The 20,582-nt window shown below is 55.9% G+C and carries 13 protein-coding genes; 5 read left to right on the top strand and 8 right to left on the bottom strand.

Features of this window, described 5'->3' with window-relative positions; translation table 11 throughout:
- The first annotated feature begins 156 nt into the window (after positions 1-156).
- Both ABLQ08_RS02445 and ABLQ08_RS02440 read left to right on the top strand, forming a co-directional pair.
- A complete protein-coding gene (locus ABLQ08_RS02445; protein ID WP_352939110.1) occupies positions 157-534 on the top strand; it encodes a VOC family protein in 378 nt (125 codons plus the stop codon).
- 889 nt (positions 535-1,423) lie between these two features.
- On the top strand, positions 1,424-5,866 hold the full coding sequence (locus ABLQ08_RS02440) for an Ig-like domain-containing protein (RefSeq protein WP_352939107.1): 4,443 nt from the start codon (positions 1,424-1,426) through the stop codon (positions 5,864-5,866).
- 110 nt (positions 5,867-5,976) lie between these two features.
- Here ABLQ08_RS02440 and ABLQ08_RS02435 read toward each other — a convergent pair whose 3' ends face one another.
- The 5 genes from ABLQ08_RS02435 to yghU form a co-directional block, all read right to left on the bottom strand.
- Positions 5,977-6,630: an NADPH-dependent FMN reductase gene (locus ABLQ08_RS02435; RefSeq protein WP_352939104.1), complete on the bottom strand. Its 654-nt coding sequence runs from the start codon at positions 6,628-6,630 to the stop codon at positions 5,977-5,979.
- A gap of 160 nt (positions 6,631-6,790) precedes the next feature.
- Entirely contained in the window at positions 6,791-8,224 is a 1,434-nt protein-coding gene (locus ABLQ08_RS02430; protein WP_352939101.1) for an NAD(P)(+) transhydrogenase (Re/Si-specific) subunit beta, read from the bottom strand.
- Between the two features lie 13 nt (positions 8,225-8,237).
- A complete protein-coding gene (locus ABLQ08_RS02425; protein WP_352939098.1) occupies positions 8,238-9,821 on the bottom strand; it encodes a Re/Si-specific NAD(P)(+) transhydrogenase subunit alpha in 1,584 nt (527 codons plus the stop codon).
- A gap of 429 nt (positions 9,822-10,250) precedes the next feature.
- On the bottom strand, positions 10,251-11,519 hold the full coding sequence (locus tag ABLQ08_RS02420) for an MFS transporter (protein ID WP_352939095.1): 1,269 nt from the start codon (positions 11,517-11,519) through the stop codon (positions 10,251-10,253).
- A gap of 257 nt (positions 11,520-11,776) precedes the next feature.
- Positions 11,777-12,649, bottom strand: a complete 873-nt coding sequence (yghU, locus tag ABLQ08_RS02415) for a glutathione-dependent disulfide-bond oxidoreductase (RefSeq protein WP_352939092.1) — start codon at positions 12,647-12,649, stop codon at positions 11,777-11,779.
- Positions 12,650-13,093: 444 nt separating this feature from the next.
- Between yghU and ABLQ08_RS02410 the strand changes: the two genes are divergently transcribed.
- Together ABLQ08_RS02410 and ABLQ08_RS02405 are read left to right on the top strand one after the other, a co-directional pair.
- Complete coding sequence (locus ABLQ08_RS02410) at positions 13,094-14,494, top strand: selenium-binding protein SBP56-related protein (RefSeq protein WP_352939089.1); 1,401 nt, start codon at positions 13,094-13,096, stop codon at positions 14,492-14,494.
- 78 nt (positions 14,495-14,572) lie between these two features.
- A complete protein-coding gene (locus tag ABLQ08_RS02405) occupies positions 14,573-15,157 on the top strand; it encodes a hypothetical protein (RefSeq protein WP_417714895.1) in 585 nt (194 codons plus the stop codon).
- A gap of 66 nt (positions 15,158-15,223) precedes the next feature.
- Here the strand turns inward: ABLQ08_RS02405 and ABLQ08_RS02400 are convergent, their stop codons facing one another.
- A complete protein-coding gene (locus tag ABLQ08_RS02400; RefSeq protein WP_352939083.1) occupies positions 15,224-16,483 on the bottom strand; it encodes a M24 family metallopeptidase in 1,260 nt (419 codons plus the stop codon).
- 96 nt (positions 16,484-16,579) lie between these two features.
- Here ABLQ08_RS02400 and ABLQ08_RS02395 point away from each other — a divergent pair, with 96 nt between their 5' ends.
- A complete protein-coding gene (locus ABLQ08_RS02395; RefSeq protein ID WP_352939080.1) occupies positions 16,580-17,473 on the top strand; it encodes a LysR family transcriptional regulator in 894 nt (297 codons plus the stop codon).
- A gap of 20 nt (positions 17,474-17,493) precedes the next feature.
- Here ABLQ08_RS02395 and ABLQ08_RS02390 read toward each other — a convergent pair whose 3' ends face one another.
- Positions 17,494-17,922, bottom strand: coding sequence for a universal stress protein (locus ABLQ08_RS02390; RefSeq protein WP_352939077.1), 429 nt, complete (start codon positions 17,920-17,922; stop codon positions 17,494-17,496).
- A 14-nt stretch (positions 17,923-17,936) separates the two neighbouring features.
- Positions 17,937-20,552 carry a TRAP transporter permease gene (locus tag ABLQ08_RS02385; RefSeq protein ID WP_352939074.1) on the bottom strand — a complete coding sequence of 872 codons (2,616 nt, stop codon included), beginning with the start codon at positions 20,550-20,552 and terminating at the stop codon, positions 17,937-17,939.
- Between the last annotated feature and the right edge of the window lie 30 nt (positions 20,553-20,582).

Raw genomic sequence — 20,582 nt, 5'->3', positions numbered from 1 at the left:
GTACTTCCTTGTTTCCAAAAAGAATTCATTGCGCGCACATCTGCCACGGTGTACCGGTGATGACAGGCACCGCCCTGAACAGCGAATTTCTGTCTTGTTGACCTGACACCGACCGATCCTCCAGCAGCTCGCATTCCAGACCAGAGGGGCATAGCCATGTCTGCACAAAACAAGTCCTCGATACATCTTGGACGCGTCGCCGCCATATTGGGCGTTGCCGATATTCAAAGATCCTATGAGCTCTACAAGTCGATTTTCGGGTTTGAAAAGACTTTCGAAAATGGCGATCCGGTCGGTTTCATGATCTTGAAGAAAGACGAAGCCGAACTGCACTTGAGCCTGCAGAGGGGATACAAGGCTCCACCGTTCAATGTTGCACACATGATGGTGTCAGATGCTGAAGAGACCTACCGGGCTTGTGAAGACAACGGCTTGCGGATCATCAAGCGACTGAAGGTTCATGATTATGGCCTCAAGGCGTTCGTTTTCGCCGACCCGGATGGAAACCGCATCGATGTAGGCGAGGTGGTCTGACTTTGGATGCCGGGCAGGGAACGTTTCCTGTTCGGCATTCATAGCAGCTGAAACCCAAACTGACAGAACCTTCCTTCAAATAGAGCGAAGTTTAGCGAGCATTGTTCTTTCCGTAATGAACGTGAATTGAGCAGCCTATTACTTTTGTGTCTTGCGCTTTGGGAATACTCTCGACATCGGGCTGGCAATTGAGATGCTCCAGATGCAGCGACCGGTCAAATGTCAATCCCGCGAGGCCATAACGGTTTCAAGGGGAGGAGATCCGCGAGCAGGTTGTAGTGACCGCCGTTGTCGGGCGGGTGGGTGAGCAAGTGAAAGCAATTGTAAAATGTTACGAGGATAAATTCTCGAGTTTGGGTAACGATTACTGATTCAAATGTTGAGGAATAATTTTGATGACGCCTGATAATCACCTTGAAATACAATGTGATGCGTGTTTTTCGTGATTTAATTCTTCAGTCTTGAGGATCAAAAGTTGCGCTGTCGTGTTATGCTTACGCAAGGGCATTTGTTCGTCATGCAGAAATAATTTTGATGCCTTGGGTGGACGCATCCGAGTGTTGTGTTTTCGTGTTTAAGTTGAAATTGGTAATAGTTGATTTTAAAGAAGTAAATTGTCGAATCTGTGATCTAATGTGATCATTTTGAGGCAATCCAACGGAGATTTTTATTTTGTGAATAAAGTTTAATGCAATTTATTACTGGAATTGACTGTAGGGAAAATCGCATCACATAGTCCCGGCGGTTTTGGGTGGCGTCCGCGAAATGGGGGATGCGCAGGCTTGTGAGGAGCTTTGCGCATCAAGATGTGAGGGTCTCAATGCGTCCGACAGATTTCATTAGCACTGTATCTGGCCAGGCTATACTTCGTTCACCGGATGTAATTCCTGTGGGTGAAGACGTTTTTGACAGAGGTCGAATTTCAGAGATTTTGACCGATATCCAGGTGCGCCTTGGCGAATTTGCGCGCAGCTGGAATTCGGAACGGTCCGTTTCCGCAAAGTTTCTGGATAGTCTCGGCGACAGCCCCTGGATTGACTTCCTTCTTCCAACAGACGGAAACGACGGTGGTGTAGAAGACGAGCTGGGCGCTGAAACTTCTGTGTCTCGTGACGAATTCGAAACCAGTTCTCTTCAGGTCAATGATACCGATGGGCCTGCAAGCAGTCCGAAGTCCATCCTCGATATGTTGTTCGAGGCAGCGGACGAAATCGACGCCATGTTTGAAGAGGCGCTGGAGAGAGTGACCCCCGATTGGGGTGGGGACGCCAACGACGGCTTTGGAACTTCTGGACCGGCTGCCTTCCCGGTTTTCTGGCCGGACGGGGACACTGAAGGATCTGGCCGATTTGTTGCCGATGATGGCGAAGGTTGGGTTCCTGGAAGGTTTGACTGGCCAGACAAGACAGGTGATTCAGACGATATCCTCCACCACTTCAGCTGCTCTTGCCCGGGATGCGGTGGCAGGGACGAAGGTGCCGAAGGCAATGTAACAGGCAGCGCACCCACCGGCAGCGTAACGGTTTCAGCACCGGCGCAATTGGGGGACATGGCAGACTACCTGACCAGCGGCTACTGGGACGACCGGGGTATCAACACCTCCAGCGGGACCCTGGCGCACAATATGGGGTCTTCGGGAACCCGGGCGAACAACGGCGTACTTTATTTCAACGTGTCCGGCTTCTCCTCGGACGGAAACGGCCTGTCCGCCGCACGTGCAGATCTCGTCCGCGAAGCCTTCAAGCTTTATTCCGCAACGCTTGGTATCCAGTTTGTTGAAACCACATCGACCAATGCCGATGTCGTAGACTTCTTCTTCAGCGACAATGCCTCCGGCGCCTACGCGAATTTCAACTACTATTCCAGTGGCACGCTGGGCGCGACCTACATCAACGTCGCCAGCTCCTGGTCGGGTGGAACCTCGTCGTATGACGACTATACGCTGCAGACGATCCTTCATGAAATCGGTCATGCACTCGGCCTGGGGCACCAGGGCAACTATAACGGTTCTGCTTCCTATCCGGGCAGCGCGACTTTCGAGAATGACAGCTGGCAGGCATCGATGATGTCCTATTTCAGCCAGTCGGAAAACTCGACGATCAATGCGGATTACGAGTTCCTGCAGACACCGATGTCCGTCGACTGGATGGCGTTGGACGATCTCTACGGCAGTCAGGGATACGGTGTCTCCAACGCATTTGCCGGCGATACGATCTACGGCTTCAACACCAACATTTCTTCCAGCGTCAGTGATATCTGGGCGAAGTTTGCAACCTATGCCGATCAGACCGCCTACACGATCGTGGATGGCAGCGGCAACGACACGCTGGATCTGTCCGGTTACAACAACAACACGGTGATCAATCTGGCACCGTCTGACCGGTCGGCTACGGCTCCCTCGATTTCAAGCATCGGCGGCCGCATAGGCAATCTGACAATTGCCGAAGGGACGATCATCGAAAATGCTATCGGCGGCGCGGGGGCCGAGGTCTTCTATGGCAACATCGCCGACAACGTTCTGACCGGCAATGGCGGTAATGACACCTTCCACGACAGTGCTGGTGACGACACCTACAACGGTGGTTCCGGTACCGATACGGTGATTTTTGCAGGCGACTTTGCTGACTACAGTTTCGCGGTCAGCGGCAGCTTCCTTCAGGTCATCAACGCGACGGTTGACCTCGTGTCGAGCACGGTTGAGTGGCTTGGCTTCGGCGACCAGACCGTCAGCTATCAGGATGTTGTCGACAGCCTGTCCGGAAACACCGCTCCGGTGGCGAGCAATGACAGCTACAGCGTTTCCGAAGATGGTACGGTTTCCGGTAACCTGTTGACCAACGACAGTGATGCCAACAACGATCCGCTGACTGTTGTTCAGGTGAACGGCTCCAGCGTTGCGGTCGGCCAGCAGATTACGCTTTCCTCCGGTGCTCTGTTGACGGTCAACGCCAACGGAACGTTTGATTACGATCCGTACGGTGCCTTCGATGACCTGAACAACGGCCAGTCTGATGAGGACAGCTTCACCTACCGGGTTTCCGATGGTGAAGGTGGTTTCGATGACGCCACCGTCACGATCGATATCGATGGTGTTACGGACAACGTTGCTCCGGTGGCGAGCAATGACAGCTACAGCGTTTCGGAAGACGGTACGGTTTCCGGCAACTTGCTGACCAACGACAGCGATGCCAATAATGATCCGCTGACCGTTGTTCAGGTGAATGGTTCCAGCGTTGCGGTGGGTCAGCAGATCACGCTTTCCTCCGGTGCCCTGCTGACGGTCAATGCCAACGGGACATTTGATTACGATCCGAATGGTGCTTTCGATGGCCTGAACAACGGCCAGACTGATCAGGACAGCTTCACCTATCGGATCTCCGATGGCGAGGGTGGTTTCGACGAGGCGACGGTCACGATCGATATCAACGGTGCAACCGACAACACGGCGCCGGTTGCGACCAATGACACTTATAGTGTCGATGAAGATGGCACTGTCTCCGGCAACTTGCTGACCAACGACAATGACGCCAATAATGATCCGCTGACGGTTGTTCAGGTGAACGGATCCAGCGTTGCGGTGGGCCAGCAGATCACACTTTCCTCCGGTGCCCTGCTGACGGTCAATGCCAACGGGACATTTGATTACGATCCGAATGGAGCGTTTAACGGTCTCAATGACGGTCAGTCGGACGAAGACAGCTTTACGTACCGGATCTCTGACGGCGAAGGTGGCTTCGACGAGGCGACCGTCACGATCGACATCGACGGCGTCTCAGGCAATGCCGCTCCGGTTGCGACCAATGACAGCTACAATGTCGATGAAGACGGCACTGTGTCCGGCAACCTGCTTACCAATGACAATGACGCCGACAACGATCCGCTGACGATCGTTGAAGTGAACGGTTCCAATGTCGCCGTTGGTCAGCAGATCACCCTGCCATCTGGAGCGCTGTTGACGGTCAACGCCAACGGAACATTTGACTACGACCCGAACGGTGCCTTTGACGGGTTGAACGACGGACAGTCGGACGAGGACAGCTTCACCTACCGGATCTCTGATGGTGAGGGCGGATTCGACGAGGCGACAGTCACCATCGATATTGACGGCGTAACGCCTCCGGCTCCGGATCCTGATCCCCAGCCCGATACAAATGTAACCATCGACTTCGAAGGACTGCCCAACGGTCAGTACACGGGCGAAGCCGGATTGGAGTTCTCAGGTGTCGAGGTGGTCAGCACCAGCCAGGTCGACGGTTCCAAGGCGGGTCTTTCCAACGGCTTCACAATCACCGCCACCGATGGTGATTTCAATCTCGACAGCTTGCTGCTGCGCTCGCCTCGTGGCCGTGTACAGATGGAAATTGCCGCTTACGACGACGGTGAACTTGTCGATGTGGTGAACGCCACTATTAGACGCCGTAACGGGGTCTATGAGATAGAACTCGGCGAAGGATTTGATGGTGTCGACGAGATTGTTGTCACCGCAAACCGCGACTTCTACATCGACAACATCGAACTCGTCACCAATACGGAAGTTCAGCCTGATGTGAACACGGCTCCGAACGCCCTTGATGATGCCTTTGAGACCAACGAAGGCGACCAGGTCTCAGGTAACCTGCTGCAGAACGACACGGACGGTGATGGCGATGCACTGACTGTTGTATCCATTGAAGGCGACAGCAGCTCGGAGGTTCAGTTGACTTCAGGTGCGCGCGTGTCCTTCGATGCCGATGGCAACTTCGTTTACGACCCGAACGGTGCTTTTGACGATCTCCTGGACGGGGAAACGGCGACGGACACTTTCGAGTACCAGGTTTCCGACGGCAAAGGCGGAACCGACACGGCGGTCGCCACCATCACCATCAACGGAGCAGGCACTGCGCCGACCGACCCGACAGATCCGACAGATCCGACCGACCCCGTGGAGCCGGCGCTTCATGTCATCGGATTTGAAGGTGGCACCAACGGTCAGCCATTCATCACGGAAAGCGGTGTTGTGTTTGAAAACACGATTGCCACCAACCAGTCGACCGGTGTTTCTGACGGGAGCCTTGCAGGTAGAAGCGTTGGTCAGAGCATCTCGTTCTCGCTTGCCGACGGCGGCGACTTTGACTTCGAAGGGGCCGTCCTGACACCGGGTTCCGGCTGGTGGTCGACGATCACGGTCGAAGGCTACAACGACGGTCAGCTTGTCGGCTCGGAAAGCTTCACGTCCTGGGGCCGCCGGGAGAACGACTATTCGGCAAATGACAGCATCTTTGATCAGGTGGACGAGGTGGTCATCACCTCCAGCAACGGCATCATCCTGGATGAAGCACAGCTGATCTTCTAACGGTGGGAGCCTCGCAGCACGAGGCTTTCCGAGGCGCGGATGAAGGACGGAATGGTCCTTTCTCCGCGCCTTTCTTTTTGCCTGATCCAGTTGATCCGGCTGAGAAAACTCTAGCCTGGAGCGTTTCGCTGCGATGGAGTTTTCGTGAAGGCCTCGGGAGTTTCGGCTGAACCGGTCTGTCGTTGTTCCTTGGCAGCTGTCCCCCACCAGATGAGCTGCTTGATCGTACGGTCCAGATAGGTGTTCCAATGTGTCTGGTCGTTTCCATCCGCATAGCTGCCGTTTTCGATAAATACGTCCTGAGCCTTGGGGACGTGGATCATGGCGGAGACCGGCAGGCAGCCGAGTTCAGACAGGTAGGTTCTCATATTGACCGCTGCCCTGGCTCCGCCCCATTGACCCGCCGAGTAGGTAACAATGGCGCTTGGCTTATAGGAAAACAGCGAGCTGCCAAAATGATTGAGCAGATGCGCGAGCGCGGGTGACATGGAGTGATTGTACTCCGGGCTGATCATCACATAGCCGTCCGCGTGGGAAATCTTGTCAGCGAGTTCATCAAGTTGCTCAGGAGCGCGCCCGCGCGCATAGGAAAAGTGCGGTTTGAAAGGACTTGGCAGCTCGATCTGCAGCGGATCTATCGTCGTAAAATCCACCCCATTGTGGGCCAGGCGCTGTTCACAGGCCTTTGCGACGCGCAGTCCCAATCGCGCCGGACGCGGAGGGGTGCTGTCTCTTTCCGAGCCGACAAAGATCAGAAACCGCATTTCTTGGCCTTCCATGTTCTTGCGGGAGAGGGTGTAGACTGCTCATACACGATTGGCGTTGCAAACATTCCGTAACTCTCCAAGGCGCTCAACAGGTAAGGCAACAAAAAAGCCACCCCGGTTTCCCGGGATGGCCTTATGACTTTGGTGATTGGCCCGATCAGTTGATCTGGGTCAGCAGCTTGTCCAGGCTGGCCTTGGCATCGCCGTAGAACATGCGCGTGTTTTCCTTGTAGAACAGCGGGTTCTCGATGCCGGAATAGCCGGTGCCCTGACCGCGTTTGGAAACAAAGACCTGTTTGGACTTCCAGACTTCCAGAACCGGCATGCCGGCGATTGGCGAGTTTGGATCTTCCTGAGCTGCAGGGTTGACGATGTCGTTGGAGCCGATGACGATTGCAACATCTGTCTCAGGGAAGTCCTCATTGATCTCGTCCATTTCCAGAACGATGTCATAGGGGACTTTCGCTTCCGCCAGAAGAACGTTCATGTGACCGGGCAGGCGGCCTGCGACCGGGTGGATCGCAAAGCGGACGTTCTTGCCCTGGGAACGCAGGCGCTTGGTCAGTTCGCTGACGGACTGCTGCGCCTGTGCCACTGCCATGCCGTAGCCCGGAACGATGATGACACTGTCTGCATCTTCAAGAGCTGCCACAACACCATCAGCGTCGATGGCAACCTGTTCGCCGTTGACTTCCATCGCCGGACCCGTTGTGTTGCCGAAGCCACCCAGGATAACGGAGATGAAGGACCGGTTCATGGCCTTACACATGATGTAGGACAGGATCGCACCGGAAGAACCGACGAGCGCACCGACGACGATCAGAAGATCGTTGCCGAGCGAGAAGCCGATGGCGGCCGCGGCCCAGCCCGAGTAGGAGTTCAGCATCGACACCACGACCGGCATATCGGCGCCGCCGATGCCCATGATCAGGTGGTAACCGATGAAGAACGCCAGCAGTGTCATCAGGATGAGCGTCCAGATGCCGGCACCGTTCAGGAACATGATCAGCAGGATGAAACTGAGGATCGCAGCACCGGCATTCAGCATGTGGCCGCCAGGCAGTTTTTCCGCTTTGGAGGTTACCTTGCCAGCGAGTTTCAGGAAGGCGATGACCGATCCCGTGAAGGTTACTGCACCGATGAAAACGCCAAGGAAAACCTCGACCCTGAGGATTGACTGTTCCAGCGGGCTCTTATGCGCGAGGATAGCCGCAAAACCTTCCAGGGCATGGCGCTCTTCTTCACTCATGCCGTTGACACGCACGAGTTCGATATAGGCGTTGAAGCCGACAAACACGGCGGCCAGACCGACCAGAGAGTGCATTGCTGCAACAAGCTGTGGCATTTCGGTCATCTGTACGCGCTGTGCGACGTAGAAACCGATAAGGCCTCCGCCTGCGATCAGGACAACGGACAAAACCCAAAGGCCGGAACCAGGGCCGATCAGAGTGGCCGCAACCGCAAGGCCCATGCCGACAATGCCGTACCAGACGGCACGTTTTGCGCTTTCCTGACCTGAAAGGCCGCCAAGGGAGAGGATGAACAAAACAGCCGCAACAACATAGACGGCAGTCGTGAAACCGAATTCCATCGCTCGGCCTCCTTTAGGATTTCTGGAACATGGCGAGCATGCGCCGGGTGACTAGGAAACCGCCGAAGATGTTGATCCCGGCCATGAAAATTGAAAGTCCTGCAAGCAGGATCACCAGGAAGGACCCGGAACCGACCTGCATCAGGGCGCCGAGAATGATGATCGACGAAATGGCGTTGGTCACCGCCATCAAGGGTGTGTGAAGCGAGTGGCTGACGTTCCAGATCACCTGGAAGCCGACGAAAACCGCCAGAACGAACACGATAAAATGCTGCATGAAGCTGGCTGGTGCCACGGCGCCGACAATCAGCATCAGAATGGTGCCGATGGCCAGAAGGGAGACCTGATTCTTGGTCGCCTTCTTGAACTCTTCCGCTTCCTTGGCGCGCTTTTCTTCCGGCGTCAGTTCCTTGACTTCAGGCTTTTTCTGGGCCGCGATTGCCTGCACCTTCGGTGGTGGCGGCGGGAAGGTGATCTCACCTTCGTAGGTGACCGTCGAGCCACGGATGACATCGTCTTCCATGTTGTGGTTGATCTGACCATCCTTTTCAGGTGTCAGGTCGGCCATCATGTGACGGATGTTCGTGGCGTAGAGGGTGGAGGATTGGGCCGCCATCCGGGACGGGAAATCGGTGTAGCCGATAATGGTCACGCCGTTGTCGGTGACGACCTTTTCGTCCGCGACCGTGCCTTCAACGTTGCCGCCGCGCTCAGCCGCAAGGTCAACGATCACCGAGCCAGGCTTCATGGACTTGACCATGTCCTCGAGCCACAGCTTCGGGGCAGGGCGGTTCGGGATCAGAGCCGTCGTGATGACGATGTCCATTTCCGGTGCGAGTTCGCGGAACTTCGCCAATTGCGCTTCGCGGAATTCAGGTGAAGAGACGCTGGCATATCCGCCGGTTGCGGCTCCGTCCTGCTGTTCTTCCTTGAAGTCCAGGTAGACGAATTCGGCACCCATGGATTCGACCTGTTCAGCCACTTCCGGGCGAACGTCGAACGCGTAAGTGACTGCGCCGAGCGAGGTTGAGGTGCCGATGGCAGCAAGTCCCGCAACACCGGCACCAACCACCAGGACCTTTGCCGGGGGTACCTTGCCGGCTGCGGTGATCTGACCGGTGAAAAAGCGGCCGAAATTGTTGCCCGCCTCAATGACGGCGCGATAACCGGCAATGTTGGCCATGGAGCTGAGCGCATCCATTTTCTGCGCGCGCGAAATACGCGGCACCATTTCCATGGCAATGACGTTGGCGCCTTTTTCCTTCGCTTCTTCCAGGCCCTTTTCGTTGCCGCCGGGGTTGAAGAAGGAAATCAGGGTCTTGCCCTTGGTCAGGTAGCCCATTTCCTTGTCGTTGGGCTGGCGGACCTTGGTGACGATATCGGCATTCTTCCAAAGCGTCGGGGCGGTCTTGACGATCTCAACACCGGCTTCCTGATATGCTTCGTCCGAGAAACCTGCAGCTTTTCCGGCGCCGCTCTGAATCATGCAGCTGTAGCCGAGCTTCTGCAGTTGTTTTGCCGACTCAGGGGTCATGGCCACGCGGGCTTCCCCTGGGAAGGTCTCCTTAGGTGTGCCGATCTTAAGGGCTTGTGGCATATGTCGCTCCAAGATGGTGACCAGGAATTGGCCTAAAGATAGGAGAGCCCGCACGATCGGATGGCTGCAATAACCCCCTCCGCCCGGACCTTGCAAACGTGCTGCGACTATAGAGACGAAAAAATTACTGATGGCAAGGTGTATTTGTGCCGCATTCGGGCGTATTTTCTGGCCAAGGACAAAAAGTCCCATGATTTAAAAATTTAAAAGAACGCGTATGAGGGGAGGTGGAGTCTTTCCAAGCGTGAAATGTAACGCATGAATACTCAAAAGCGAGGTAGTTTTAGTATTCTGTTTCGTTCGCTGCTCAGAAGATTGGTATTTTTTCCTTGATCATAGTCAAGTGTCGTCCTGAGATTTAATTCAGCGTTTAGAACGAAAATCTTTGAATTTGTACCCGATTTTTTTCGCTGATGCCGGAGGCGGCCTCTACTGTTGCTTGTGTCTGTCCGGGTGATGAAAAAGGAAAACACCAATGACGGACGAAGCGGCAAGAAGTGACAGCAACCAGAAAGCCGGTTGGAATGAACCCGTCAAATCAAGCGCATATCCGGTTATCACGGGTGCCAGGAAACCGGCGGCTGCAAACCAGATGGTCATGATGCCCATGGCGGTGCCTGCGCTCCGGGGAGCGAGGTCGGTGATGACCGCATAATAGGCCGCGTTGGCTGCGAGTGACGAGCCGACAGCAAGAGTTATGGACGCCATTGCCACGTAAAGGTTGTCGATCATGGATGCGGGCAGAATGGCAATTGCTGCAAACAGTTGCGTACCGGCGATCTGGAAGCTGCGTGCTTTTCGCAGGCTGTTTGTCCGGCGAAGGATCCTGTCGGACCACGGCCCGAAAAAAAGCAGCAGAACCGCAGCCAGCGCCCAGGGGAGAAAGGCGAAATAACCAACCTGCGACAGTTTGAGGTCATAGGACTTGCGCAGAAACTCCGGCATCCAGCTCATGAAGAAGAAGATGAAATAGCCAAATACGAAGTAGGCCCAGTAATTCGCCAGCAATGTCGGGTTGGTCAGCAGTTGCCGCCATTCGGCACTGGAGGGGACGTGGCGTTCGAAATGTTCTCCGGCCCGTTTTTGCTTTGCTTCGATGAAGGCTTGTTCCTGCTCGCTGATCCTCTTTGATTTCGAAGGTGTGTTGGAAAAGAAAATCAGCCAGAACGGAAGCCAGACCAGACCAAGAATGCAAAGCGTGAAGAACATCACACGCCAGCCGAACGCGCTGATCAAGATCGACACAAGCGGCGAGCCGATTGCCAATGCAACGGGAACCGCGACAAGGGCTCCGCTCAAGGCTGTCGCGCGTTCTTCCGGTGGAAGCCATTTGGTGATTGTGGCTTCCATGATCGGAAAGCTGGGACCTTCCGCCAGACCCAGAACAGTCCGGGCGGTGTACAGCATGACAAATCCCGTCGCTGCTCCGGTCCACCCGATTGCAAATGACCAGAGAGCCAACGTCGATGCGAGAACGACTTTCGATCCGAACCGGTCAACACCAATGCCGCCGAACAGGGTACTGATAATGTAGCCGATGCCGAAAGCGCCCATGACCAGACCCAATCTGGTTGAGCTGAGGTCGAACTCGGATTGTATCAGGTGAGCGGCAAAGGCGATGGAGGAGCGGTCGATGTAATTGATGATCGTGACCGCAAACAACAGGAACACGACAGTCCAACGAAACCTGCCAGCCATTTTGCACACAGCCCCCTGTTGCCAAAGGTCAACTTTACATAGGGATCGTGAATTGATGCAAGGGACGGTATTTTGTGTCCGCTTGAACGGTTGTGTTGCACAAGGTCCGGACTGATAGCGGGAAACAACCGGAACTCTCTGCCGGTAGTCGGATCGGCAATGAGCTTGGCCGCATGAACATGCAGCAGCTGGGAGGCATAATGTGGCGCACAAGATATGAAGACGCACGTTAGCCGTGCGCCTTCAACGGGAAATCGTTACTCCGCGGCGGTTCCGACAGCCTGTTTGGGCTCCAGATCCTCGGCGTCGTGGCGCTCTTCAACCTGGTCTTCTTCTTCACCCCAGACCTTGTTGACCTTGCGGCCGCGTTCGACCGCAGGGCGGGCATCGATCTTTTCAGCCCAGGCTTTGACATTCTTGTATTCGTCAACCGAGAGGAACTCTGCGGCATCATAAAGGCGCCCGAGGACGAGGCCGCCATACCAGGGGAATATGGCCATGTCGGCAATCGTGTAGTCGTTACCCGCGATATACGGGCGGTCGGCCAGCGTTTCTTCAAGAACGTGCAATTGGCGCTTGGTTTCCATGGCGAAACGATCGATCGGATACTGGAATTTTTCAGGCGCATACGCATAAAAGTGACCAAATCCGCCACCGAGATACGGCGCCGAGCCCATTTGCCAGAAGAGCCAGTTCAGCGCTTCCGTCCGTGCAGCCGGTTCTTTCGGCAGGAATTCGCCGAATTTTTCTGCCAGATATAGGAGGATCGAACCGGATTCGAACACCCGGGTGGGCGGTTCCGTACTGCGGTCGACCAGCGCGGGAATCTTCGAGTTCGGATTGGCTCCGACAAAGCCGCTGGAGAACTGGTCACCTTCGTTGATGCGGATGAGCCACGCATTGTACTCAGCGCCTTCGTATCCGAGTGCCAGGAGTTCTTCCAGCATCACTGTGACCTTGACCCCGTTCGGCGTGGCCAGCGAGTAGAGCTGCAGCGGGTGTTTTCCGACCGGCAGGTCCTTCTCATGCGTGGAGCCGGATACCGGGCGATTGATATTGGCGAACTGGCCGCCGCTCGGTTGTTCCCAGGTCCAGACTTTCGGCGGGGTATAGGATGAGGTGTCGCTCATGTGGAAGCTTCTCCAGAACAGGACAGATAGGTAACGGGTTGCGGGATTTGCCGAGTATGGAGCGGGAAATCATCGCAATGTTACGATTAAATAGGAAGCTGGTTTGGCTTTGCCTAGTGCCCAAGCCAGATCGTTTTGCATTTTTGTTGGATGAAAGACAGAATTAGCGGACTCAGAATTGTCCGCAGATCACCGAAATACTCGGTAAATCGGACAATGCCTGCCGATTTCTCAATTCTTTTATCCTCGACCATACGCAAACAATCGGGCATCCTTTGAACATGAAGGCCTCTGACGACACGCTCGGCGACCATACCCACATGGCCTGACCTTACCCACGCGACATTCGAGTTCGTTTCCGGAGGCTTTTCGAGGGAGCGACACAAAAACCAGAAAATCAGCCAGCCCCCGTCCTGATAATTGTCGAAAGTTATGGAGGACGTCATGAATCTGAGACCTGATCCGAGTTTTTACCCCACCGCGCGATTGGCGATGGCCGCACCGGTCGAGAAACTGGCTTTTACCCTCTTGCTCAGTCCGGACTTCAGCCAGCCGGACGGGTTGGCCGTGGTGAATGTTGATGCTGAAAGTGCGGACTACGGCAAGATCGTGCATACCGTCATGATGCCGAACAAGGGAGACGAGTTTCACCATTTTGGCTGGAACGCATGTTCATCGGCTCTGTCGCCCCTGACAGGCCATGCTTTTCTCGAACGTCGCTATCTGATCATCCCGGGTATCCGGTCTTCCCGTATTTACGTTGTGGATGTGAAAGATCCGCTGAAGGCGGCGATTCACAAGATTATCGAGCCTGAGGAAGTGTTTGAAAAAACGGGCTATTCCCGTCCTCATACGATCCACTGCGGTCCGGAGGGTATTTATGTCTCCACGCTGGGTGGTGGTGGAAAGGACGGGACCGACGGTCCTCCGGGCATTTTTGTAATGGACTGCCAGACCTTCGAAATCATGGGTCGCTACGAGATGGATCGAGGCATTCAGGACAAGCACTATGATTTCTGGTGGAATCTGCCTCGAGACTACATGATCTCGTCCGAATGGGCCGTGCCGCCACAATTCGAAAACGGGCTCGTACCGGAAGACCTCCTGTCCAACAAGTACGGACACAAGCTCCATTTCTGGGATCTGCGGGCGCGCAAGAATGTCCAGACCATAGATCTGGGTGAAAACCACCAGATGGCATTGGAGATACGGCCTGCGCACGATCCTGCCAAGCAACACGGCTTCTGCGGTGTTGTGGTCGATACGACCAACCTTCAGGGTTCGATCTTCACCTGGTGGCGCAAGGACGATGGCACATTCGAGGCCATGAAGACCATCACGATCGACCCGCAGCCGGCGGATCCGGACGATCTGCCTGAAATGTTGAAGGGATTTTCCGCCGTGCCGCCTTTGGTGACAGACATCGATCTGAGCCTGGATGACAAGTTCCTTTATGTCTCCTGCTGGGGCACGGGCGAAATGCATCAGTATGATGTGTCCGATCCGCTGAAGCCAACACTGACCGGCAAGGTCGAGATCGGCGGCATCGTCAGGAAAACCAGGCATCCCAACGGCAAGGAGTTTGGATACGGTCCGCAGATGGTCGAAATCAGCCGGGACGGAAAACGGGTGTACTGGACCAATTCCCTGTATTCGACCTGGGATGATCAGTTCTATCCGGGCGATCGAGGCGCCGCGATGGTCATGGCAAAGGCAGAGCCCGATGGTGGCCTTGCGCTCGACAAGGACTTCTGGGTGGAATTCCCCACGGGGTATCGCTCACATCAGATCCGGCTGGAAGGTGGCGATTGTTCCACTGACAGTTTCTGCTATCCGTCGGTCTGACCATTGGAAAACTTCAGCCTGGCGGCCCTTTGGTGGGCCGTCATAGGATCCGGACTTTATCATGGTCTCAATCCCGGCATGGGGTGGCCGCTCGCTGTATCTGCGGCTCTGATGGAGCAGCGCACTTTGGCGCTGCCCCGTGCCCTGGTATCGCTGGCGGCGGGGCACCTGGCAGCCATGCTGGTCATTCTGCTACCGTTTTCAGCGATGATCGCCCTTGTCAGTCTGGAACGGGAGATCAGGATTTTTGCCGCCATCCTGGTGATCGGTATGGGTGTTTATCTGCTGGTATCCAAACGGCATCCAAGGTTCCTGGCAAGAATTTCGCCCACCAAGCTTGGAGCATGGTCGTTTCTTGTGGCCTTTGCGCATGGCGCGGGCTTGATGCTGGTCCCGATTTTCTTGGGGATTTGCGCAACGCTTAGCAGCCCGGGGCACCAGGCTGCGGGGTCGCTCATGGCAGCGGACGTTCGAATGGCCTTGCTTGTGGCCACGGTCCACACATTGGCCATGGCCGCTGCGGGCAGTGTCCTTGCATTCGGGGTTTACTACTGGCTGGGGCTGCGCTTCCTGCAGAAGGCATGGTTCAATCTGGATAAGGTCTGGGCTGTCAGTCTAATCCTCGTAGGGGTCTTTGCGCTTTGGCTGTCACATGCCGGTTGATTGTTTCGAGACAAAAGCGTTCCACGGCGCGTAAATGACCTCTCTGACTGTGGGACAGCAGGTTTGCTAGCGCAGCAACTCGGCTTCGAAGGGGAACTGCGACAGGATTTCGATCCCGGTTTCCGTAATCAGGACCTGCTGTTCCAGCTTCACACCTTCCTTGCCGCCTTCTTCGCCGATATAGCTTTCCACGCAGAGGGTCATGCCCGGTTCGATGACACCGTCATACCCCGCGTCAGGAAAGTCGCCATGGTGGTAGAGATAGGGATACTCACCGGTCATGCCGCAGCCGTGTGCGGAAAGATAGTACCGGTTGGCATAGTATTTCTCCGGAATGTTCCATGCCTTGTCGGCGTAATCGCGAAAGGTGAGACCGGGGTGCAGGATGCTCATGTTGTAGTGAACCTGCTCATAGGCAATCTTGTAGAGGTCGCTTTGCTCGTCGGAGGGCGCGCCGGGCCCCGAATGAAAGGTTCGTGAAAAATCCGCATAGTATCCGTGACAGCCGACGACATCCGTATCGAGCGCGATCAGCTCGTTTTCGCCGATAAGGCTGCCGGAGGTTTCCTGAAACCAGGGATTGGTTCGCTCGCCTGCGCTCAGCAGGCGTGTTTCGACGTAGTCTCCATTCTGTTCAATGATGGATTTGTGCAGCACCGACCACAGCTCGGCTTCGCTCATTCCTGGCCGGATTGCCTCCCGCAGCTTCGCAACTCCGATCTCGGTGGCGCGCAAGGAGGCAATGACGCATTTCATTTCTTCCGGCGACTTGATGGCTCTGGCCATTTCAATTGACTGTTGGGCATCGACGATGCGAAGACCTGCATCCTTAAGGGCGATCGCCGTTCCGGCATTCAGCCGTTCAAGGCCAACGGTGGCGTTTTTCTCGCCGGTCAGTTCCCGGATTGTTGCTGCCATCTCTGCGGCCCACTTGCTTTCACGGTCAGCGATCTCAGGTCCGGCGGCGACAAAGCTGGCGGTTGATGCGGGCCGGACTTCATCGACCGTCTCAAAACCTTCGCCAAGATGGAGGCAACCTGTGAACTCGAAGAGAATGGAACGGTTCTGCGTCATCAGCAGGTAGCGCGACGGGGCGTTGCGCATGGAAAAGACCTGCATGTTTCGTGTGCCGGTGGCGTAACGGATGTTGACCGGGTCGGAAAGGATGAGCACATCGACACCGAACTCCGCCATTTTCTCGCGGACCCGGGATTGGCGATAGGTGCGAACCGCCACAGCATCAATGTTTTCGCTCTCCGGCATTCTGTCCAGCTGGGCAAGGCCCTCAAGGTCACTGCGCTCTGCGTGCCAGTCCAGCTCGGTCATGGTGCATATCTCCCCGATCTTCCAGGCAGTAATATCAAGCGGAAAAGGAAGGTAGAAAAGTCTACTAAAACTCCGGATTATTGATAACTTCTCGTTATGCAAGGCTATCGCAAGACATTGCCGCCGCTGGACACGCTTGTGTTTTTCGAAGCAGCCATGCGGCACCTGAACTTCACGGAAGCCGCGGATGAACTTCTGGTCACGCAGGCCGCGGTCAGCAAACGTATCCGGCAGCTGGAAGACTGGCTGGGCATCGACCTGTTCGAGCGATCCGGACGCAAGCTGGTGCCGACGGATGCCGGGCGCAGCCTCTATGAGAAGACAGGAATGACGCTCGACTATCTTGATCAGGCTCTGCGTGCGCTCAAGGTTCCGGACCATCCGATTGTTAGAATAGCATCGGTGTCGGCTCTCGCAGCCTTTTGGCTGCAGCCGAAACTGAGGGAATTTGCGCTTTCGGAAGAGGCGTGCCCATTCAATCTGATAACAAGCGATGAACTGGGCGATCTGCTTCGCGCAGACCATGATCTCGTCCTGGTACATGGCGACGGCCGATTTCCAGGCTTCAGGTCCGAATTGCTGTTTCAGGAAATAACGGTCCCTGTCGGGAGACCCGATGTGATTGCGTCGGCGCGAAACATGGCGCGGAAGCCAAGACCACCACTGCTCGATTATTCCCGAATTGCGCCGAACTGGATCGACTGGACGGGTTGGGTGGAACGAACCGGCGAGACCGGTTTTCTGAGGTGTCCAAGAATCCGCTGTGCGAGTTACAACCAGACCATCGGCAGGGCCGTGAAAGGACAGGGACTCGCGCTCGGAGCCTTGCCGCTGCTCAAGGAAGAGATTGCATCCGGTCAACTGGTGCCACTGGAAACGGGAACCCTGGCAACCGGCTATGGATACTATCTTGCATGGCCCAATGAAAAACCGCTCAGCCGGGAAGCCGAGCGGTTGAAACATGCTTTGACGGGCGGCGCACCAGCCTGAAAGTGATCGTGTCTGCCGCGTTATTCACGCACGATATAGACCGAGCATTTGGAGTGGCGGGCAACACGGGCCGCGTTTGGGCCCAACAGGTAATCCCGCAGTTCCGGCCGGTGTGCCCCCATCACGATGAGATCGATCGACAGGCGGTCCGCCATTTCCAGAATTTCCTCATAAACGGTGCCGTGCCCGACAATGTGGCGTGCCTTGGTTTCCGCGCCGAGGGTGTTTGTGACAAATGCATGAAGCGCCTTGTCGGCTTCCTTCAGCATGTTTTCCTCGGCATCGTCCTTGAACCAGGTAGACACCCAACCGCCGCCTAGCGGCGGCATTACCGTCATCACGTTGAGTGTGCCACCATCCAGGTCCACGAACCGCTTGGCCTCTTCCAGAATATGCTTCTGGTCTTCCAGATGTGTCAGGTCGACAGCCGCAAGAACATTTTTCTTCATCTTTTTGTCTCCCGTTACGCCGTTGCCGATGCCGGATCCGAAGTTTCCGACGGAGTGGCATAAAGACGCCGCCGCTGCAGGAGAACAATGATGCCGAGAAGCAGAAGGGCAGGGATGTAGAACAGCTCCTTGCGCGGCCGTTCGGCTGGCACTTCGAGTTCCTTCAGCTCCCAGTCGAAATCGATGCCGAGGTTTTCTGCCGAGCCACCGAATGCAAGGTCGTCGACGAAAAGGTTGCCGTCTTCGTTTCGGAAGGCAAGTCCGGCGCTGTCCATCAGACGGGCTTCGCCGTCAGGACCCTTGGGCCCGAGAGGCAGCAGATACTTGGCGTCCACTGCATTGCCTTCCAGGTTTTCACCTGTCAGACGGACCTGCAGGTTGGCGTTGTCGGGAGCCTCCTGCGCCATCTGGTAGACCTGTTCTGCCGGCCTGGTTTCGAATTCCGGATAAACCATGTTCAGGAAGAAGCCGGGTCGGAACAGCGTAAAGGCGACCAATAGCAGAACGGCACTTTCCCAGAGCCGCGACTTCACAAGGAAGTAGTTCATCGTGCCCGCCGCAAACAGCAGCATGGCGATCAGGGCGACTATGAAGACGAAGATCGCCTGAACCGGACCGACATCGATCAGCAACAGGTCGGTGTTGAAGATGAACAGGAACGGCAGCAGGGCTGTGCGGATCGAATAGAAGAAGGCCTGAAAGCCTGTCTTCAAGGGGTCGCCTTTCGAGATCGCGGCTGCCGCGAAACTCGCAAGTCCGACAGGTGGGGTCACATCCGCCATGATACCGAAATAGAAGACGAACATGTGGACTGCCACCAGCGGCACGATCAGGCCCGCCTGAGCGCCAAGCTCAACGACAACACCGGCCATCAGCGAAGACACGACGATGTAGTTCGCGGTGGTCGGCAGACCCATTCCGAGAATGATCGAAATCAGGGCAACGAAGAACAGCATCGCCAGCAGGTTGCCGCCGGACAGAAATTCGACGAACTCGGCCATCACCTGGCCGATGCCGGTCAGTGTTACCGAACCGACGATGATACCGGCAACACCCATTGCAGCCGCGAGGCCGATCATGTTGCGGGCACCGACGACAAGGCCTTCGGAAAGGTCATCCCAGCCTTCCTTGATGTGCCGTGCGACTTCACCTTCTCCGCGGAAGAAGGCCTTCAGCGAATTCTGCGTCATCAGGATGATCAGCATGAAGATCGCGGACCAGAAGGCCGACAGACCCGGAGACTTCCGTTCGATCATCAGAAGGTACATCAGGAGCAGGATCGGCAGCAGGTAGTGCACGCCGGTCTTGAAGATGACGCCGACCGGCGGAAGGTGCTGCATGGTATCAAGATCGGTCTTCAGATCCGGTCCCTTTGACGCGTACCAGACCGCTGCAATGTAGGCGATGCCAAGCAGGACTATGAGTATGGGCGTCGATGCGGCTCCAAAGGCGCTCTCGAAAGTGTCGACGATGACGCCGAGCAGGAACAATGTGCCGCCACCGATGATGATGCAGATGGCGATGATGAAGATCGCGCCCAGCAGGAACGTGACATTGTTCATGGTTGACGTGCCCTTCATGCCGCTTTTCAGGGCTTCCAGATGCACGATGTAGACGAGGGCGATATAGGAAATCGCGGCCGGAATAATGGCTGTCTTGACCACTTCCACATATGAGATGCCGACATATTCGGTCATCAGGAAGGCCACGGCCCCCATCACTGGTGGGGTCAGCACGCCGTTGATGGACGACGACACTTCAATCGCGCCTGCCTTGGTTGGCGAGAAACCGACCTTTTTCATCAGCGGAATGGTGAAGGTACCGGTGGTCACCACATTGGCGATTGAGGAACCTGAAATCAGGCCTGTTGCAGCCGAAGCGATAACCGCTGCCTTCGCTGGACCGCCGCGCAGGTGTCCGAGTGCCGCGAAGGCAAGCTGCAGGAAGTAGTTGCCGGCACCAGCCTGGTTTAGCAGGGCGCCGAACAGAACGAACAGGAACACGAAGCCGGAAGACACACCGAGCGCCACACCGTAAACACCCTCGGTGGTCAGCATCAGGTGGCTCATGGCTTTTTCGAACGAAGCGCCTTTCCAGCGAACGACGTCCGGCAAGCCGTCCCAGGATCCGAAGAAGACGTAGGACATGAAGAAGATGGAAACCGCCATCAGCGGAACACCGAGCGAACGTCTGGCTGCTTCGAGCAGAAGCACCAGGCCGACGCCTGCCATAATGAGGTCCATCGTGTTGGGAACGCCTGTGCGGTCGGCAACGCCGCGATAGTCCCACCATAAGTAGGAACAGCTCACCGCGGCGGCGATTGCGACCAGCCATGTCAGCTTGGGAATGTAGTGACGAGGGCTGTTCTTGAAGGCGGGGAAGGCCAGGAAAGCCAGAAGCACGGCAAATCCGAGGTGGATTGCGCGCGTCTGCGTGTCGTTAAGAACGCCGACACCCAGAATGTACGGAAGCGGAGAAGCTATCCAGAGCTGATAGACGGACCAGAAAAGCGGCACATACCAAAGGACGTTGCGTGAAAAGGCATCCTTGGGTGCGCGGGCTCCGGTATCTGCCTCGGCGACTATATCCTCGAGGTCATTATTCTCTGTTTCTACCGACTTGTCGGTCATGCTGCCCCGCCCAAACGTTTAAACAATCAA

This window comes from Roseibium sp. SCP14 (assembly GCF_040329475.1).
In the GTDB taxonomy this organism is placed as follows: Bacteria; Pseudomonadota; Alphaproteobacteria; order Rhizobiales; family Stappiaceae; genus Roseibium.
The sequence above is the reverse complement of the archived record's forward strand: the minus strand, read 5'-3'. Positions and strand labels throughout refer to the sequence as shown.

Excerpts from the sequence above, each read along its gene's own strand:
- ABLQ08_RS02425 (WP_352939098.1), bottom strand. The coding sequence starts at position 9,821 with ATGCCACAAGCCCTTAAGATCGGCACACCTAAGGAGACCTTCCCAGGG.
- ABLQ08_RS02420 (WP_352939095.1), bottom strand. The coding sequence starts at position 11,519 with ATGGCTGGCAGGTTTCGTTGGACTGTCGTGTTCCTGTTGTTTGCGGTC.
- ABLQ08_RS02405 (WP_417714895.1), top strand. The coding sequence starts at position 14,573 with ATGGGGTGGCCGCTCGCTGTATCTGCGGCTCTGATGGAGCAGCGCACT.
- ABLQ08_RS02445 (WP_352939110.1), top strand. The coding sequence starts at position 157 with ATGTCTGCACAAAACAAGTCCTCGATACATCTTGGACGCGTCGCCGCC.
- ABLQ08_RS02400 (WP_352939083.1), bottom strand. The coding sequence starts at position 16,483 with ATGACCGAGCTGGACTGGCACGCAGAGCGCAGTGACCTTGAGGGCCTT.
- ABLQ08_RS02395 (WP_352939080.1), top strand. The coding sequence starts at position 16,580 with ATGCAAGGCTATCGCAAGACATTGCCGCCGCTGGACACGCTTGTGTTT.
- ABLQ08_RS02435 (WP_352939104.1), bottom strand. The coding sequence starts at position 6,630 with ATGCGGTTTCTGATCTTTGTCGGCTCGGAAAGAGACAGCACCCCTCCG.
- ABLQ08_RS02410 (WP_352939089.1), top strand. The coding sequence starts at position 13,094 with ATGAATCTGAGACCTGATCCGAGTTTTTACCCCACCGCGCGATTGGCG.
- yghU (WP_352939092.1), bottom strand. The coding sequence starts at position 12,649 with ATGAGCGACACCTCATCCTATACCCCGCCGAAAGTCTGGACCTGGGAA.
- ABLQ08_RS02430 (WP_352939101.1), bottom strand. The coding sequence starts at position 8,224 with ATGGAATTCGGTTTCACGACTGCCGTCTATGTTGTTGCGGCTGTTTTG.
- ABLQ08_RS02385 (WP_352939074.1), bottom strand. The coding sequence starts at position 20,552 with ATGACCGACAAGTCGGTAGAAACAGAGAATAATGACCTCGAGGATATA.
- ABLQ08_RS02390 (WP_352939077.1), bottom strand. The coding sequence starts at position 17,922 with ATGAAGAAAAATGTTCTTGCGGCTGTCGACCTGACACATCTGGAAGAC.